Raw genomic sequence first — 16,736 nt, forward strand, 5'->3', positions numbered from 1 at the left:
GCGGCGAGCGTGTGGGTCCTCGGGTGCACCGACGCGGGCACAGCCGGCCACGGGACGTGCGGCGAGGCCGACGTCCCGATGCGTACGACGGCCGACGCCGTCACACATGGCCGACGGGAACGACGTGTCAGGTCGTGGCCAGTTCGACGGTGGTGAGACGGATCGTGCAGGGTGCCGGTCTCGGTGCCGGTGTGATGTGCAGCCGTTGCGTCTGCCCGCCGTCCGGCGGCGGCAGCTCGGCAAGGCATGCGCAGAGTTCGTCGGTGAAGCCGGCGAACCGGTAGGCGACTTCCATGACCCGGTTGCGCGCGGTCGGACGGAAGTCCGCGACCAGATGGGCTCCGGCCGTCGCCGCCTGGCCGACCAGCCAGTTCAGCACGGTGGCGCCGGCGCCGAACGAGACGACCCGGCACGAGGTGGCCAGGAGCTTCAGGTGCCACACCGCCGGGCCGGTCTCCACGAGGGCGACACCGACCGCGCCGTGCGACCCGAAGCGGTCGCTCATCGTCACCGCGAGGACCTCGTGGCGTGCGTCGTCCAGGAGCGCGCGCAGGTCGGCGTCGGAGTAGTGCACACCGGTCGCGTTCATCTGGCTGGTGCGCAGTGTCAGCTCTTCCATCCGGGACAGGTCGTCGGCGGTGGCCCGGCGGATCTCCATCGCGAGGTCCAGCGAGCGCAGGAACTCCTCCGACGGGCCGTCGAACGACTCCTGCTCGGCCTGGCGCTGTGCGTTCGCCTGGTACATCTGGCGGCGGCGGCGCGAGTCGACGGTCACCGATGCCGGGGTGAACTCGGGCAGTCTCAGCAGTTCGAGGGCCGACTCGGCCGGATAGCAGCGCACCTCCGGCAGGTGGAACGCCACCTCGGCACGTTCGGCCGGCTGGTCGTCGACGAAGGCGATCGTGTCGTGGGCGAACTTCAGTTCGTCGGCGATCTCCCGTACCGACGACGACTTCGGGCCCCACCCGATCTTGGCGAGGACGAAGTACTCGGCGATGCCGAGGTCCTCGAGGCGCTGCCAGGCGGGGCCGTGGTCGTTCTTGCTGGCGACGGCCTGCAGGATGCCGCGGGAGTCGAGGCCCACGATGGTCGCGTGGATCTGGTCGTCGACGGCCACGTCGTCGCCCTCGAGGAGGGTGCCCTTCCACAGGGTGTTGTCCAGGTCCCAGACGACACATTTGACGGTGGCGATCGGTTCGTTCGGCGATAATGGTCCGCTCACTGCGCCTCCTCCTGCCGCACTGTGCTGTTCCCGGTCGCCAGGGCGTGTCTGGCGAGTTCGAGCTGGCATATCTCGCTGCTGCCCTCGATGATCTCCATCAGCTTCGCGTCCCGGTAGGCGCGGGCGACCACGTGGCCGTCCGACGCGCCCGCCGAGGCCATGATCTGCATGGCCGAAGCGCTCCCGTGCACGGCCTGGGTCGCGCTGACGTGCTTGGCGAGGACGGTGGCGATCACGAGGTCCGGCGAACCCGACTCCCAGCGCTCGCTGGCGTGCCGGCACACCGCGGTGGCGACCTGCTCGGCGGCGTAGAGTTCGGCGATCCTGCGGGAGACCAGCTGGTGCTCCGCGATCGGTTTGCCGAACTGCCGCCGCGATCTCGCGTGTTCGGTCACCGCGCCGAGGCAGCCGCGCAGGATGCCGACGCAGCCCCATGCCACCGACATCCGGCCGTAGGCCAGGGCCGTCGTCACCAGGAACGGCAGCGACAGTCCGGTGCCGCCGAGGACGTTGGCGGCCGGCAGGCGTACGCCGTCCAGCCGCACCTGCGCGTGGCCTGCCGCACGGCAGCCGATCGGGTGCGGGATCTTCTCGATCGTGACGCCCTCGGCGTTCGTGGGCACGACGACCGCTGCCGCGTTGTCGCCCGCCCTTCCGACGACGACGATCAGGTCGGCGTAGGCCGCGGCGGTGATCCACGTCTTGCTGCCGTCCACGATCACCGTGTCACCGGCGAAACTCAGCTCGGTCGTCATCGCGCCGAGGTCGCTGCCGGCGTCCGGCTCGCTGAAGGCGACGGCCGCGAGCCGGCCGCTGGTCAGTTGCGGCAGGAACACGGCCCGCTGGTCACGGGTGCCGAGGCGTTGCACGGTCCACGCCGCCATGCCCTGCGAGGTCATCACACTGCGCAGAGAGCTGCACAAGCTCCCGGCGTGGGCGGTGAGCGTCCCGCTCTCCTGGCTGCCCAGGCCGAGTCCGCCGTACTGTTTGCGCACTTCCGCGCAGAGCACGCCGGCGGCACCGAGTTCGCTCAGAACCCTTCGTGGGATCTCCCCGGCGACGTCCCACGCGCCGGCGTGGTCCCCGACAAAGCGCCAGATGTCCTCGTGCCCCGGGGAGAGTGCGTCAGACATCGCTGTCTGCGGCAGACTCTGCCTGGAGTCGGCCGACGAGCGCGGCCATGCTCTTGACCGTGCGGAAGTTGGACAGCTGCAAGTCAGGTCCGGCGACCGTCACGGAGTAGGTCTGCTCCAGGAAGACGACCAACTGCATGGCGAACATGGAGTTGGCGACCCCGGTGGTGAAGAGGTCCTGGTCCGCCTCGGGACTGGTCCGGGTCTGCTCGGCCACGAACCTGGTGATCTCGTCGACGACGGCGTCCACGTCGAAGGGCGCCTTGTGGGTCTGCTGTTCCCGGGTCATGACTGTGCCTCACTGTAGTTGTAGAAGCCACGGCCGCTCTTACGGCCGAGTTCGCCCCGCCGGACCTTCTCGAGGAGAAGGTCGCTGGGACGGCACCGCTCGTCCCCGGTCCGGGCGTACAGCGCCTCCAGAGCGTCGACGAGGTTGTCGATGCCGATCAGGTCCGCGGTGCGCAGCGGGCCCGTCGGATGGCCGAGGCAGCCCTGCATCAGGGTGTCCACGTCCTCGACGGTGGCGGTGCCGGCGCTGACCACCTGGGCGGCGTCGTTGATCATCGGGTGCAGGAGCCGGCTGGTCACGAAACCGGGGGCGTCACGGACCACCACCGCACGCCGGCCGACCCGGGCGAGCAGCGAGAGCACCGACTCGACGGTCTCGTCCGCGGTCTGTGGGCCGCGGATCACCTCGACCATCGAGATCAGGTACGCGGGGTTCATGAAGTGCGTTCCGATGAGGTCGCCCGGGTTCTTCACCCACGCGGCCATTTCGTCGATGGGTATGCCGGAGGTGTTGGAGATCAGGGGGGTTCCGGGGCGGACCAGCGCCGATACGCCGGCGAGGACTTCCGCCTTCTTGTCGGGCAGTTCGGTGACCGCCTCGATGACCACCGCGGCGTCCGCGACGTCGTTCAGCGAGAGTGTGGTGCGCAGTTTCGCCGGGGTGCGCCCCGTCGGCAGGGCGCCCGCCAGCTGTGCGTGCCGCAGGCCGTTGGCGGCCGCGGCGGCGGCACGGTCCAGGACGCCTTCGTCGACGTCCACCAGCACGACGGGCAGTCCGTGTCCTAGGGCGAGCGTCGAGATTCCGGTGCCCATGACGCCCGCGCCCACGATGACTACGAGTGGCTCGTCCATGACGCCTCCTCCAAACCCAGTGGTGCGTAACTGCCGGAGTCGGGACCGATCCAGTACCGGCTGCGCTGGAACGGATAGCCCGGCAGGGACACACGCCGCGGTAGCGATCCACCGCGGAAGGTGTCCCAGTCGATGTCGACGGTGGACTGCCAGAGCGCGCCGACGGTGTCGAGCAGGGCGGCGAGGTCGGATCCGCTCCCGTCCGCCGGTGTCAGCGACGGCAGCGCCGTCAGCCGCTTCGCCGTCTCCTGCCGGACGACGGTTTCGGTCAGTACGCTGCCCGGTCCCACCTCCAGCAGGATCCGGCCGTCGTCGCCCGCCAGTTCTCGCAGGCCGTCGACGAAGGGGACCGGTTCGCGGAGGTGGCGGGCCCAGTGGGCCGGCTCCGTGGCGTCCTGGGGGGTGATCCAGGTTCCGGTCGCTCCGGAGATGTACGGCACCTGCGGCGGTTTCAGCTCGTGGCGTGCCACCTCGGCGGCGAACCGGGACGCGTGCGCGTCGGGCACCCCGCCCGTCCCGGCGTGGCGGCGGGACTCGGCGCCGACGGCCGTGATGGTGAGGGCGTCCGCCAGGTCGACCACGCCGGCCAGGCAGGCTGCCACGTACTCTCCGTCGCCTTCGCCGATCGTCGCGGCGGGGTGCACTCCCCACGACTGCCACAGCCGTGCGAGGGCCCACTGCAGGCTGAAGGCCGCGGTCGGCACGCCGCGCGGGTCGTCGTGCCCGGTCTGCGGGCCGTCCCAGGTGGAGGGGAGGAGCAGCCCGCGCAGGTCGTAGCCGAGCAGCGGTCGTGCCAGTTCGGCGCAGCGGTCCACTTCCTGGGCGAAGACCGGTTCGCTGCGGTAGATCGCCGTGGCGGCGTCCGGCCGGTGGGAGGCGCTGCCGGGGAACATGAAGACCACCTGGCGGGCTTTCACGTCGTCAGCGGTATCCACGGTGCCGGGCTGTGCCAGTGCCCGCAGGGCGGCTGTCGCCTCGGCCCGGTCGCGGCACACCAGGTGCCGGCGGAGCGGGAACGCACGGCGGCCGACCTGAAGGGTGTAGGCGACGTCGGCGAGGTCGAGGTCGTCCTGGAGGTCCAGGCGGTCGGCGAGGTTCGTCGCGGCGTCCGCCAGGGCCTTTCCGCTGCGTGCGGACAGCACGAGCAGGTGCCGGTCGCGTGCGTTCGCCTCGGCGGCCGGCGGTGTCGGGGCTTCCTGGACCACCAGGTGGGCGTTGGTGCCCCCGACGGCGAAGGCGCTGACTCCGGCGCGTCGCGGCGTCGCGCCCCGTGGCCAGGGGCGGGCGGTGGTCGGGACGTAGAACGGGGTGCGGTCCAGCAGCAGGGCAGGGTTGGGCGCGTCGAAGTTGATGCTCGGCGGGATCTCGCCGTGTTCCAGGGCCAGTACCGCCCTGGCGAAGCCCGCCGCTCCCGCGGCCGCGTCCAGGTGGCCGATGTTGGCCTTCGTCGAGCCGATCGCGCAGAACCCGCGTTCGCTGGTGTTGAAGGCCTTGGTGAGGCCGGCCACCTCGATCGGGTCGCCGAGCGGGGTGCCTGTGCCGTGTGCCTCGATGTAGCCGATGGTCTCCGGCTCCACGCCGGCGACGGCCTGCGCGGTGGCGATCACCTCGGCCTGTGCCTGCATGCTCGGCGCGTTGAATCCGAACTTCGCCGAGCCGTCGTTGTTGACCGCGCTGCCGAGGACGAGTGCGCGGATGTGGTCGTTGTCCGCGAGCGCGTCGCTGAGCCTGCGCAGTGCCACGACCGTGACGCCGTATCCGGGGACGGTTCCGCTGGAGGCGGCGTCGAAGGGCCGGCAGTGGCCGTCACGCGCGAAGATGCCACCTGCGACGACGGGGTAGCCGCCGATCAGCGGGACGGGCAGAGCCACTCCTCCTGCCAGTGCCATGTCGCACTCGTGGCCCAGCAGTGCCTGGCAGGCGAGGTGAATGGCGACGAGCGACGTGGAGCATGCCGATTGCACGGTGATTGCCGGGCCGCGGAGGTCGCACAGGTATGCCGCCCTGGTCGCGAGGAAGTCCTTGTCGTTGTAGGGGCGTGCGGAGAAGGCCGACAGCGATCCGCGGAACCGCGCGTTCGCCAGGAGGTTCAGTGGCAGGTACTTGTTGGCGAAGCAGCCGGCGTAGACGCCCACGGCGCCGTCGAACCGCGACGGGTCGTGTCCGGTGTCCTCCAGCGCGTGCCAGACGCATTCGGCGAAGATCCGCTGTTGTGGGTCGCTGATCCGCGCCTGTTCCTCGGTGTATCCGAAGAACTCGGCGTCGAAGTGGTCGGCGTCCTCGATGACCGCGGCGGCGGGCACGTAGTCGGGGTGGGCGACCATTTCCTTCGGCCACCCCGCGTCGGCCAGTTGCTGGGTGCTGAACCTGGAGACCGATTCGACGCCGTCGCGCTGGTTGCGCCAGAACGCCTCGATGGTGGGGGCTCCCGGCAGCCGTCCGGCGAGGCCGACGACCGCGATCGGCTCCATTGCGTCTTCCATCCCGGTACTCACCCAAGGCCCCTCTCGGCTCGATGCCGTGTCGAAAAGTTCGCTGGCACGCTCACGCCCCCGTCCTGCCTGTGCGGCGCGCGGCGCCCTGTCCTGCGACACGGCGGGCGGCGGCCCGTGCGGCGCCCGCGCTGACCGCCTCGTCGGGCCCTTCGTCCGGCTTGCGGTCGATGGCCTGGGCCAGTGCGCGTGCGGACGGGTAGCGGAACATGTCCACCAACGTGAGCCCGCTGTCACGGTGTTCGAGCAGGCGGGCCCTGGCCACGACGACGAGCAGTGAGTTCCCGCCGAGGGCGAAGAAGCTGTCGTCGAGGCCCACCCGGTCCACGCCGAGTACCTCCCGCCACACGTCGGTGACCAGCCGTTCGGTCGCGTTCGTCGGCGACGCGTACGCGGTCGTGCCCTCGGATGGTGCGTCGGACAGGTCGGGCAGCGCCCTGCGGTCGACCTTCTTGTTCGGGGTCAACGGCATCGCGTCGACGGGATGGAGGGCGCTGGGCAGCATGTAGCCGGGCAGCCGGGTGGCGAGGAAGGCGCGCAGTTCGGTGCCGGTCGTGGGCCGGTCGGTCGCCGGAACGTAGTAGCCGGTGATCCGTCGATCCGCGCCGGTGCCCCGGACGACGGCGACTGCCGAACGGACTCCCGCGTGTTCGGCGAGCGCCGTCTCGATCTCGCCGAGTTCGATCCGGTGGCCGTGCAGCTTGACCTGGTCGTCGAGCCGACCGAGGAATTCGAGTGTCCCGCCGGACGTCCAGCGGGCCAGGTCGCCTGTCCGGTAGACGCGTGCGCCGGGCCGGCCGGCGAACGGGTCGGGCTGGAAGCGTTCCGCGGTCACCTCGGTGCGGTTGAGGTATCCGCGGACCACGCCGTCCCCGCCGAGCAGCAGTTCTCCGGGTACGCCCGTGGGGCACAGCCGCGTGTCGCGGTCGACGACGTAGGCCCGGACGTTCGCCAGCGGCCGCCCGATGGTCACCGGGCCGCCGTCGGCCGGGATGTGGGACGTCGTCGCCCAGACCGCGGCCTCCGTCGGCCCGTACATGTTGTGGACCGTGCCTGCGACCGTGTCGGCGAGTTCGCGGGCCAGGTCGGCGGGGAGCGCCTCGCCGCCCACCAGCAGCCGGTCGAGCCGGGGCAGTCGGGCCCGCGCGTCCTGGTCGGCCAGCAGGGCGCGGGCCAGTGAGGGCGTGCACTGCAGGTGCGTGACCGCGTGCTCGCGCAGTTGTTCGGCGATCGGTTCCTCGGCCTTTGTCAGCGCGGCGGTTCTGCGCTCGTCGCTGATCTCCCGGACGGTGGTCAGGTGGGTGAGCGCGTCGAGCGCCGCCTTCTCCTCGACGCCGAAGTCGATCAGGCAGGCGACCTCGTCGACGTCGGCGGCCTTCATCCGGTCCACCATGTCGGCGCAGACCTCGGGTGTGCCGAGCAGGCTGGCGGTGGCGAAGAACCGGTCGAATGCCCGGTCGACCAGTTCCCGCAGTTCCTCGGGGGGCAGCGCCTTGAAGTCCTCGGCGCTTCCGGTGGTGGTGCCGAGCGAGGCGATCAGGTCGAAGGAGGTTTCCAGATACCGGCTCATCGGTTCCCGGACCAGCTCGCGGACCTCGTCGAGATCCGTGCCGACGAACGTGTGGACCATGACCACCACGTGGCCGTCCCCGGGTCCGTGCCCGTGCTCGCGCCAGGTCCTGCGGTACAGCGCGATCTTCTCGGCCAGTTCCTCCAGGCTGTGCCCGAGGAGGTGGGTGAGCACTCCGGTGCCGGCCTCGCCTGCCATCCGGAAGGTTTCCGGGTGCCTGGCGCTGGTCAGCCACACCGGCAGCTCCGGCTGGACGGGCCGGGGGAAGACGCCGACCTCCACCTCGGCGCCGACGCCGTTATGCCGTGGCACCTTCTCGCCGCGCCACAGCTTCCGGACCTCGGCGAGGCCGTCCATCATCAGCTGCTTGCGCTTGTCGTACCGGTCCGGTGCGAGCGTGAAGTCGTTGGCGTGCCAGCCGGACGCGAGGGAGATGCCGACCCGGCCGGCCGAGATGTTGTCCACGGCGGACCACTCCTCGGCCACTCGCAGCGGGTCGTGCAACGGCATGACCACGCTGCCCGCGCGCACCTGGACGCGCTCGGTGACCGCGGCGACGGCCGCCGCCATCACCGAGGGGTTCGGGTACAGCCCGCCGAACCGGTGGAAGTGGCGTTCGGGGGTCCACACGGCCGTGAAACCGTTGCGGTCGGCGAACTTCGCGCCTTCGAGCAGCAGGCGGTAGCGGTCGTCCGAGCTGGCCTCGGAGTCGCTGCCGAAGTACAGCAGGCTGAAGTCCATGTGGCGGGCGCGGGCCTGGAGCACCGCGGCCGACTGCGCGGCGGCCGGGGCCGAGGGCAGCGGCGGATCACGGCGCAGCACGATCCGGTGCCCGTGTGTCAGCGCCCACAGCAGCTCGACCACGGAGATGTCGAAGGAGACGCTGGTCACCGCGAGCCAGGTGCTGGGCTCGTCGGCGCCGAAGACGTCGTTCATCCCGGCGAAGAGGTTGGCCACGTTGCGGTGGGTGACCATGACGCCCTTGGGCTGTCCGGTGGATCCGGAGGTGTAGATCACGTACGCCAGGTTGTCGGCGGTGACGGCCGGGGGCGGGCTGTCGGCCCGGCCGTCCGGTGTTCCGGCCAGGTCGGGGACCACGACGTGGGCGGCGCCGAGGCGGCCGGCGGCCGCGGCGGAGCCGGAGTCCGCGACGACCAGCCGCACACCGGCGTCGCCGACCATGAACGCCAGTCGGTCGCGCGGGTAGTCGGGATCCAGCGGGAGGTAGGCCGCGCCGGCTTTGAGGATCCCCAGCAGGGTGACCATCAGCAGGGACGTGCGGCCGAGGTGGACGCCTACCGGCTCGTCCGGTGCCACGCCGAGTCGGCGCAGCTGGCCGGCGAGCCGGTCGGCGAGCCGGTCGAGTTCGCGGTAGGTCAAGGTGGCGTCGGCCGCGACCACGGCGACCGCGTCGGGTGTCGCCGCCACTCGCCGCGCGAGCAGTTGGTGCACCAGGGCGTCGGGGGTCTCGGCCCGGGCGCCGGTCTGCCAGTCGGCCAGGGTGGTGAGTTCGCCCGCCGGCAGCACCGCCAGTTCGTCGACGGGGCGGTCCGGGGCGTGCGCGGCGGCGGTGATGACGTTGACGTACCGTTCGGCGATCCGCTGGGCGGTCGAGGCTTCGAACAGGTCCGTGCTGTACTCCAGCCGGCCGGTCACGCCGGCCGGGGTCCGCGTGAGGCTCAGTGTGAGGTCGAACCTCGCCGCGCCGGTGTCGCCCAGCACCGGGTGCACCTGGCAGCCGTCCAGGCGCAGCCCCGCTCCTTCCTCTTGGTACCGGTAACTGAACAGCACCTGGAACAGCGGGTTCTGGGCGAGGTCGCGGTCGGGGTGCAGTTCTTCGACGAGTTTCTCGAACGGCAGGTCCTGGTGGGCGAGGGCTCCCTTGACTTCCGCCCACAGCCGCTGGATCAGCTCCCGGAACGTCGGGCCGGAGCCGAGGTCGCAGCGGAGCACCAGGGTGTTGGTGAAGAATCCGATGAGGCGGGCCAGTTCGGGCCGTTCCCTTCCGGAGACCGGGGTGCCGACGACGACCTCGTCCTGGCCGACGTGTGCCCGCAGCAGTACCGCGAAAGCGGCGAGCAGGACGCTGTAGAGCGTGACGCCTTCGCTCCTGCCCAGCTCCTCGAGCCGCTGGACCGATGCCGGCGGCAGCTCGAAGGTGACCGCGGCGCCGCGGTAGCTCTGCACCAGCGGGCGGGTGTGGTCGGTGGGCAGCTGCTGGGCGGGCAGGCCGGCCAGCCGGTCCCTCCAGTACGTCAGCAGCCGGTCGAGTTCGGGTCCGGCCAGCGTGCTCTGCTGCCACTCGGCGAAGTCGGCGTACTGCATGGGCAGATCGGGCTCGCGGCGTTCCTGGCCGGTCAGGGCGGCCCGGTAGTGGACTTCGAGTTCCCTGCCGAGGGTGCCGACCGATGCGGCGTCGCAGGCGAGGTGGTGCACGGTGAGCAGCAGCCGGTGGTGCTGCTCACCCAGGCGCAGCAGGCGGGCGCGGATGACCCGGCCGGCCACCAGGTCGAACGGGGCGCCGGCCTCCTCGTCCGCGAGCCGCGGCGCCTCGTCCGGCGTCCGGCCGGGTGCGGTCAGGTCGATGACGGGTAGGGACACGGCGGCGGGCGGCAGGACCACCTGGTGCGGGGTCCCGCCGGTGGAGCGGAACGCGGTGCGCAGGATCTCGTGGCGCCGTACGACTTCGGTCAGCGCCTGTTCCAGCGCGGGGCGGTGCACCGGGCCGGTGATGTCGTAGCCGAGCGGGACGTTGTAGACCGAGCTGCCCGGCTGTAGCTGGTCGAGGAACCACAGCCGCTGTTGTGCGTACGACAGCGGAGCCGAACCGCTCTCTTCCCCGGCTTCCGGTTCGATGGCGCCGCTCACTGCTGCACCTCGGTTTCCTGCGCGTCGCCCGGGAGCGACTCGCCCGTCTCGCCACTGGGCTGGTCGAACTCGGACACCGGCCGTACGGCGGTGCGGCGGCTGCGCGGCGTGATCGGGGCGGGGCCTGTTCTCGTTCCGGTCATGGCGGCGGTCACGGCGTCCGCCAGGCTCGCCACGGTGGGTTGCTGGAGGAACGTGGAGATCGGGACATCGACGCCGAAGGCCTCGTTGACCTGGGCCACCAGCCGGGCCGCCAGCAGGGAGTGGCCGCCGGCGCGGAAGAAGTCGTCCGCGCGCCCCACCGGCTGGTCGTGGAGCAGCGCCGAGGTGAGCTGGGCGACGCGTTCCTCCGTCGGTGTCCGCGGCGCCTGCTGCGCCTGGGGCTCGGCCGGGGTGCTCGGTGTCAGGGCGGCCAGCGCGTCGTGGTCCACCTTGCCGTGTTCGGTGAGCGGCAGGGCGGGGAGCAGCACGATCCTGTCCGGGACCATGTACGCGGGCAGCCGGTCCCGCAGGAACGCCAGCAGCTTCTCCTCGGGCGTGCTCTCGCCGTGGCCGTCGGTGCAGGCATAGGCCGTGAGCGAGGCCTCGGCTCCCGGCGCGAACGCGCGGGCGACGACGACGGCGTCCCGTACGTCCGGGTGCTCCCGGAGGGTTGCCGCCACTTCTTCGGGCTCGATCCGGAACCCTCGGATCTTCACCTGCTCGTCCGCGCGGCCGAGGAACTCCAACTGGCCGTCGGGGCGCCAGCGGACCAGGTCGCCGGTGCGGTACAGGCGTGCGCCGGGTCGGGCGGGGAGCGGGTCGGTGGGGAAGCTCTCGGTGGTGAGTTCGGGGCGGTTGACGTAGCCGCGGGCCACTGCCGTGCCGCCGAGGTACAGCTCGCCGCGGACACCGGTGGGCACGGGCTGTCCTTCGGCGTCCAGCACGTGGGCGTCGACCCCGCTGATCGGCCTGCCGATGGGCGGGCGCAGTCCTGCCGGGTCCGGTGGGACGAGGCCCGCGGTCGCCACCACGGTGTTCTCCGTCGGCCCGTAGTGGTTGAACAGCTGGAACGGCAGGCCGTTGGAGGGCGCTGCCGGCAGCACGTCGCCGCCGGTCAGCAGCGTGCGCAGCGCGGTGTCGGCCGGCCACGGTTCGGGCAGTACCGCTGCGGCGACGGGGGTGGGCAGGAAGGCCGAGGTGATCTTCTCGTCGCCGAGCCAGCGCACCAGTTCCGCCGGCGCGGCCCGCACGTGCGGCGGAACGACGTTCAGCGTGGCGCCTGCCGCGAGGGTGGGCCAGATCTCCCACGTGGACGCGTCGAATCCCGGGCTGGCGAACAGTGTGGTGCGGTCCTCCGAATCGAGCGCGTACTCGGCTATGTGCCAGGCGACCAGGTTCGCGAGCCCCCGGTGCTCCAGTGCGACGCCCTTGGGCCGGCCGGTGGATCCCGAGGTGTAGATGAGGTAGGCCAGCCGCTCGGGGGTGAGCGGGTCCGCGTGGACCGGCTCGTCGGCGGTGTCGGCGTCCAGGTCGAAGACGTGGAGGTCCTGCGTGGAGGCCGGCAGTCGCAGCCGCGTCCGGGCCGTGGTGAGGATCCTGCGTGCGCCGGCGTCCTGGAGGATGAACGCGATGCGCTCGGCCGGGTAGCTCGGGTCGATGGGCAGGTAGCATCCGCCGGCCATGATCACCGCGAGTTCGCCGATCACCAGCTCGGGGGAGCGGTCGGCGTACACCGCCACCGGTTCCTCGGCGGAGATGCCGGATTCGCGGAGCCGGTGGGCCAGTGCTCCGGCGCGCTGCCACAGCTGTCCGTAGCTGAGCTGCCCCTCGGGCCAGCGCACCGCGGCGGCGTCCGGTCGCGTCCGCACCTGTCGTGCGATCAGCTCGGTCACCGGCTGGGTGTCGGCCGCGGCGGGCCCGTGGGCCCAGCGGTCGAGCTGGTCGGCTTCCGCGTCCGGGAGCAGGCGCAGGGTGCCCACGCGCGTCTGCGGCCGGGCCACCGCGTCGGAGAGCAGGGTCAGGTAGTGCGTGACCATCCGCTCCATGGTGGCTTCGTCGAACAGGTCGGCCGAGTGCTCCCAGATCATGGCGAGGTCGTCGTCCTCGGGGCGGGGCGCTCGGCCCAGGCGCTGCTCGGCCCGCGGGATCACGATCACGTTGAGGTCGGCCTTGGCCGAGTTGTTCGAGCGTTCGGTGACCCTGCCGGTGAGCCCGCCGAAGTCGATGTCGGGCACCGCGGAGTCGTGGAAGCTGAACATGACCTGGAACAGGGGGGTGCGCGAGGGGTCGCGGGCCGGGTCGATCGCGTCGATCACCGCGTCGACGGGGGTGTCCGACCAGGCCAGTGTCTCGGCGACGCTCTGGCGCACCTGCGCCAGCAGGTCGCTGAACGACTGGTCGGCCGACACCTCGGTGCGCATGACCAGCGTGTTGACGAGCATGCCGAGGAGCGGCTCCAGCTCGGGCACGTTCCGGTTCGCCGCGCCGGTCCCGACGAGCATGTCGCGCTGCCCGGTGTAGCGGTACAGCAGTGCGGCGAAGCCGGCGTACATGGTGGAGAACAGCGACACCCGGTTCTCGCGGCTGAAGGCGCGCAGTCGCCGGGCCAGTTCGGCGGGGATCCGGATCCGCGGCGCCCGGCCGCGGAAGGTCATCACCGGCGGCCGCGGCCGGTCGGCGGGCAGCTCCAGCGTGTCCGGGGCGCCGGCCAGGCGGGCGGTCCAGTGGTCGACGTGCGTGCGCAGCACTTCGCCGCGCATCCAGTCCCGCTGCCAGATGGCGTAGTCCGCGTACTGGACGGCGAGTTCGGGCAGCGGTGAGGGCTGTCCGGCGGCGAAGGCCGGGTAGAGGGCGCGGACCTCGGACAGGAACACCGAGAGCGACCAGCCGTCGTGGACGAAGTGGTGCTCCACGTGGAGGAAGGTGTTCTGCCCGTTCCCGTGCCGCAGCAGTACCCAGCGGGCCAGGGGCGGTTCGGTCAGGTCGAACGGCTCGCGCAGTTGCGCGGCGACGACCTCGTCGGCCTGTTCGGCCGGGACGTCGAGCACCCGCAGCGACGCCTTGGCCTCTGCGAGCGGGCGCTGGTAGCCCACTCCGTCGACGGAGACGAAGGCGGTGCGCAGGACCTCGTGGCGGCGGACGATCTCGTCGAGCGTCGCGCGCAGGGCGTCGACGTCCACGTCGCCCTGCAAGGACACCGTGGCCTGGAAGTTGTACGCCAGGTTGCCGGGCGAGAGCTGTTCGAAGAACCAGACCCTCTCCTGCGGCAGGGACAGCGGGATCGGCCGGTTCCGGTCGGCTCGGCGCACCGGCGGCGCGGTCGGTGCGATCACCGGGGCCGCGGGTTCGGAACCGTCGCCTTCGGTCGCTGCGGCCCGCTGGTCGATGATCGCCGCGAGGTCGGCGACGGTGGGCGCGCCGAACAGCTCGGGCACGCTCACCACGGCGTGCAGCTCCGCGGTGATACGGGCCGCGAGCCCGGCGACGAGCAGTGAGTTCCCGCCGAGGGCGAAGAAGTCGTCGTGGACGCCGACTTCCGTGCCGCCGAGCAGCCCGGCCACGATCCTCGCCAGTGCCGCCTCGGTCGGGGTGCGGGGCGGGACGGCGATGTCGGCCAGGCCGGCCGCTGTGCGGTCGGGGGCGGGCAGCGCGGCGCGGTCGACTTTGCCGTTGGGGGTCAGCGGCAGCGCGGGCAGCGCGACGACCGCCGCCGGCACCATGTAGCCGGGCAGCCGGGCCGCGACGAACTCGACCAACTCGGCCGTGGGCACGCCGGTGACCGCGTAACCGACCAGGCGCGCGTCCGGGCGGCCGGAGTGTTCGACCGCCACGAAGGCGTCCCGGACGCCGGGGTGCTGCTTGAGGACCGTGGCCACCTCGCCGGGTTCGATCCGGAACCCGCGGATCTTGGCCTGGTCGTCGTAGCGGCCGATGTACTCGAAGACCCCGTCGGGGCGGCGGCGGACCTTGTCGCCCGTGCGGTACATGCGCTGTCCGGGGGCGCCGATGTCCGGTACGAACGCCGCCGCGGTGCTCACCGGGTCGTGCAGGTATCCGCGTGCCACGCATGCGCCGGCCAGGCACAGCTCGCCGGCCTCGCCGTCGGGCACCGGGTCGAGCCCGTCGAGCACGTAGCAGCGCACGCCGTCGACGGGCACGCCTATCGTCGGCGGCACGGGTCCCTCGGGCGGGACTTCGCCGGCCGTCACCTTCACCGTGCCCTCGGTCGGCCCGTAGAGGTTGATCACGGTGAACGGCAGCCCCTCGGGCACGCCGCGCTGCATGGCGGAGCCGCCGGTGTGCAGGTACCGGAGCGCGGTGTGCGCGGGCCAGGTCTCGTCAAGGACGGCCTCGGCCAGCGGGGTGGGCAGGAAGGTGACGGTGATCTGCTCGTCGGCCAGCCAGGCCGTGAGCGCGGACGGCGAGGTGCGCACCTCGGCGGGCGGCACCACCAGTGTGGCGCCGGCGGTCAGGGTGAACCAGATGTCCTGGACGGACACGTCGAATCCGGGACTGGCCAGCAGGGTCGAGCGGTCCTGGCGCCGCGTGCGGTAGGTCTTGTGGTGCCAGTGCATCAAGTTGGCCAGGCTCGCGTGGGTCACCGCGACGCCCTTGGGCCGGCCGGTGGAACCCGATGTGTAGATCACGTAGGCCAGTGCGGCGCCGTTCGGGCGGGGCGGTGTGAAGGCGGTCGCCTCGGACGGTTCCTTGGTCAGATCGACCAGCAGGACGTCGTCGCCCAGCGGTGCCCCGGCGGACACCAGGGGCGCGGTGCTGAGGACCGCGGCGGCGCCGGAGGCCTCCAGCAGTTGGCGGATCCGCGCGGCCGGGTGGGCGGGGTCCAGCGGCAGGTAGGCCGCGCCCGCCAGCAGGACGGCCAGCTCGGCGACCACCAGTTCCGCTGACCGGTCGGCGTAGACGGCCACGACGCTGTCCTCGCCCACCCCCCGCCCGGTGAGTTCGATCGCCAGAGCGGACGCGTGCGCGGCAAGGCTTCGGTAGGTCAGTTCCAGGTCACCGTCCTGCACCGCGACCGCATCCGGTGCCTCGGCTACCCGGGCGTGTAATTCGGAGAGCACCATCTCGAACGTCATCCTTCACTGCTGAGAGTGGGTGGCTTAAACAGCTTCCTGCGCGGCTCGGCGCAGACTCAGCGGGCGCATGTCCGTCCAGGCCTCGTTGATGTGGGCCAGGCATTCCGCCTTGGAACCGCTGACGCCGCCGCTGCGCCAGCCGAGGGGCAGGTCGCGGTCGGCGGGCCAGATCGAGTACTGCTCCTCGTCGTTGAGTACGACCACATAGGACTGGGTGTCGCCGTCCATGGGTTCCTCCGGTTCGGCGGGATACGGGGGTGGTTCGCTGCTGGTCGTGCCCCTGCGGTCGTCATGCCGGGCGTCGCGGCCGTGGACGCGGGGAGACGGGTGCGGGGGAGACGGGTACGGGGGAGACGGGTACGGGGGAGACGGGCGCCGGGTAGACGGCTACGGGGGCGACGGGTACGGCGGGCGCTCGCGCCGCGGGAGGCCGTGAAGACGGAACTCTCGTGCGGATCCTCACCACCGAGTTATCCTTCGCGTGAGGCCCGGAAGCGGCCGGCCGCCTCGGCACCGTCAAGGCAACCGGGCCGCTCCCGCACTCGGAGACCGGCGAGCACCGGATACGTGCGGACCCCGAGACCACGGCCGAACTACCGCCCCCCATGCGTTCCATTCCGACAGCATGGGTCGCATTGGTTCGCGCCGATAGAGTATGGCAATTACTCCGGTAGTCCGTTGAATCAAGGATTGGGCGGATAGGAGGCATTCGCCGGCGGGGCCCATAAGAGGTCGGTGACAGCCGGAGCGAAGCTGCCCCCCCGGGCGCGTCGGTGCCCTCGGCGCCGGCTCCTGCTAGGCGTGAAGTCCTTGCCGTCAGCGGCCCGCCACTCGATGCGTCCCGTACCGGGTGAGCCTTCGCACGCGCTGCGGGACGCCACCCTTCCACGGGCCCGAGGACAGGGGGGCGCCTTCCTTCCGTGTCCTCGGGCGGCGTGGCGACCGTCGAGCGGGAACCTGGAGTTCGGCGGCGTGCCGCCCCGCGAAGGTGGGCGAGAAGGGCCGGGCCCGGTCCAGGCGCGGGGTGCGCCGACGGGCCCCGCACACGCTGACGAGCGGCCTCCGGCACCCCGCACACACGCCGACAGATGGGCGGCCGACCTCCGGGCCGCGGAGCGGTACCGTGCCCGACGGCGGCCGGGAGCGGTACCGTGCCCGAGGGCGGTCGGGAGGGGTTCTGTGGGACGGTCCGGCCGTGCGTAGAAGGCCCGCACGAGACGGAGGCGGCTCTGAGCG

At 71.8% G+C, this 16,736-nt stretch carries 8 protein-coding genes; all 8 read right to left on the bottom strand.

What is annotated here, in order from left to right; all coding sequences use genetic code 11:
- Nucleotides 1-127 precede the first annotated feature (127 nt).
- Entirely contained in the window at nt 128-1,222 is a 1,095-nt protein-coding gene (locus ACFYO5_RS22775) for an HAD-IIIC family phosphatase (RefSeq protein WP_388711452.1), read from the bottom strand.
- Nucleotides 1,219-2,355 (bottom strand): acyl-CoA dehydrogenase family protein, encoded by a 1,137-nt coding sequence (locus ACFYO5_RS22780; RefSeq protein ID WP_356565578.1) that lies wholly within the window; start codon nt 2,353-2,355, stop codon nt 1,219-1,221. The genes ACFYO5_RS22775 and ACFYO5_RS22780 overlap by 4 nt, the downstream gene beginning before the upstream one ends.
- Entirely contained in the window at nt 2,348-2,644 is a 297-nt protein-coding gene (locus ACFYO5_RS22785; protein WP_388711456.1) for an acyl carrier protein, read from the bottom strand. Before ACFYO5_RS22785 ends, ACFYO5_RS22780 begins: the two co-directional genes overlap by 8 nt.
- A complete protein-coding gene (locus ACFYO5_RS22790; protein WP_388711459.1) occupies nt 2,641-3,495 on the bottom strand; it encodes a 3-hydroxyacyl-CoA dehydrogenase family protein in 855 nt (284 codons plus the stop codon). Before ACFYO5_RS22790 ends, ACFYO5_RS22785 begins: the two co-directional genes overlap by 4 nt.
- Entirely contained in the window at nt 3,477-5,978 is a 2,502-nt protein-coding gene (locus ACFYO5_RS22795; protein ID WP_388711462.1) for a type I polyketide synthase, read from the bottom strand. Before ACFYO5_RS22795 ends, ACFYO5_RS22790 begins: the two co-directional genes overlap by 19 nt.
- 61 nt (nt 5,979-6,039) lie before the next feature.
- Nucleotides 6,040-10,425, bottom strand: coding sequence for a MupA/Atu3671 family FMN-dependent luciferase-like monooxygenase (locus tag ACFYO5_RS22800; protein WP_388711465.1), 4,386 nt, complete (start codon nt 10,423-10,425; stop codon nt 6,040-6,042).
- On the bottom strand, nt 10,422-15,500 hold the full coding sequence (locus ACFYO5_RS22805) for an amino acid adenylation domain-containing protein (RefSeq protein ID WP_388711468.1): 5,079 nt from the start codon (nt 15,498-15,500) through the stop codon (nt 10,422-10,424). Before ACFYO5_RS22805 ends, ACFYO5_RS22800 begins: the two co-directional genes overlap by 4 nt.
- Before the next feature lie 24 nt (nt 15,501-15,524).
- Nucleotides 15,525-15,728, bottom strand: a complete 204-nt coding sequence (locus ACFYO5_RS22810; RefSeq protein ID WP_356565566.1) for an MbtH family protein — start codon at nt 15,726-15,728, stop codon at nt 15,525-15,527.
- Nucleotides 15,729-16,736: the final 1,008 nt, after the last annotated feature.

The sequence above is a fragment of the Streptomyces sp. NPDC006259 genome (genome assembly GCF_042870975.1).
Taxonomy (GTDB): domain Bacteria; phylum Actinomycetota; class Actinomycetes; order Streptomycetales; family Streptomycetaceae; genus Streptomyces.

What these genes read in the sequence shown, in the direction of transcription:
- ACFYO5_RS22805 (WP_388711468.1), bottom strand. Translation starts at nt 15,500, where the DNA reads ATGACGTTCGAGATGGTGCTCTCCGAATTACACGCCCGGGTAGCCGAG.
- ACFYO5_RS22785 (WP_388711456.1), bottom strand. Translation starts at nt 2,644, where the DNA reads ATGACCCGGGAACAGCAGACCCACAAGGCGCCCTTCGACGTGGACGCC.
- ACFYO5_RS22795 (WP_388711462.1), bottom strand. Translation starts at nt 5,978, where the DNA reads ATGGAAGACGCAATGGAGCCGATCGCGGTCGTCGGCCTCGCCGGACGG.
- ACFYO5_RS22780 (WP_356565578.1), bottom strand. Translation starts at nt 2,355, where the DNA reads ATGTCTGACGCACTCTCCCCGGGGCACGAGGACATCTGGCGCTTTGTC.
- ACFYO5_RS22810 (WP_356565566.1), bottom strand. Translation starts at nt 15,728, where the DNA reads ATGGACGGCGACACCCAGTCCTATGTGGTCGTACTCAACGACGAGGAG.
- ACFYO5_RS22790 (WP_388711459.1), bottom strand. Translation starts at nt 3,495, where the DNA reads ATGGACGAGCCACTCGTAGTCATCGTGGGCGCGGGCGTCATGGGCACC.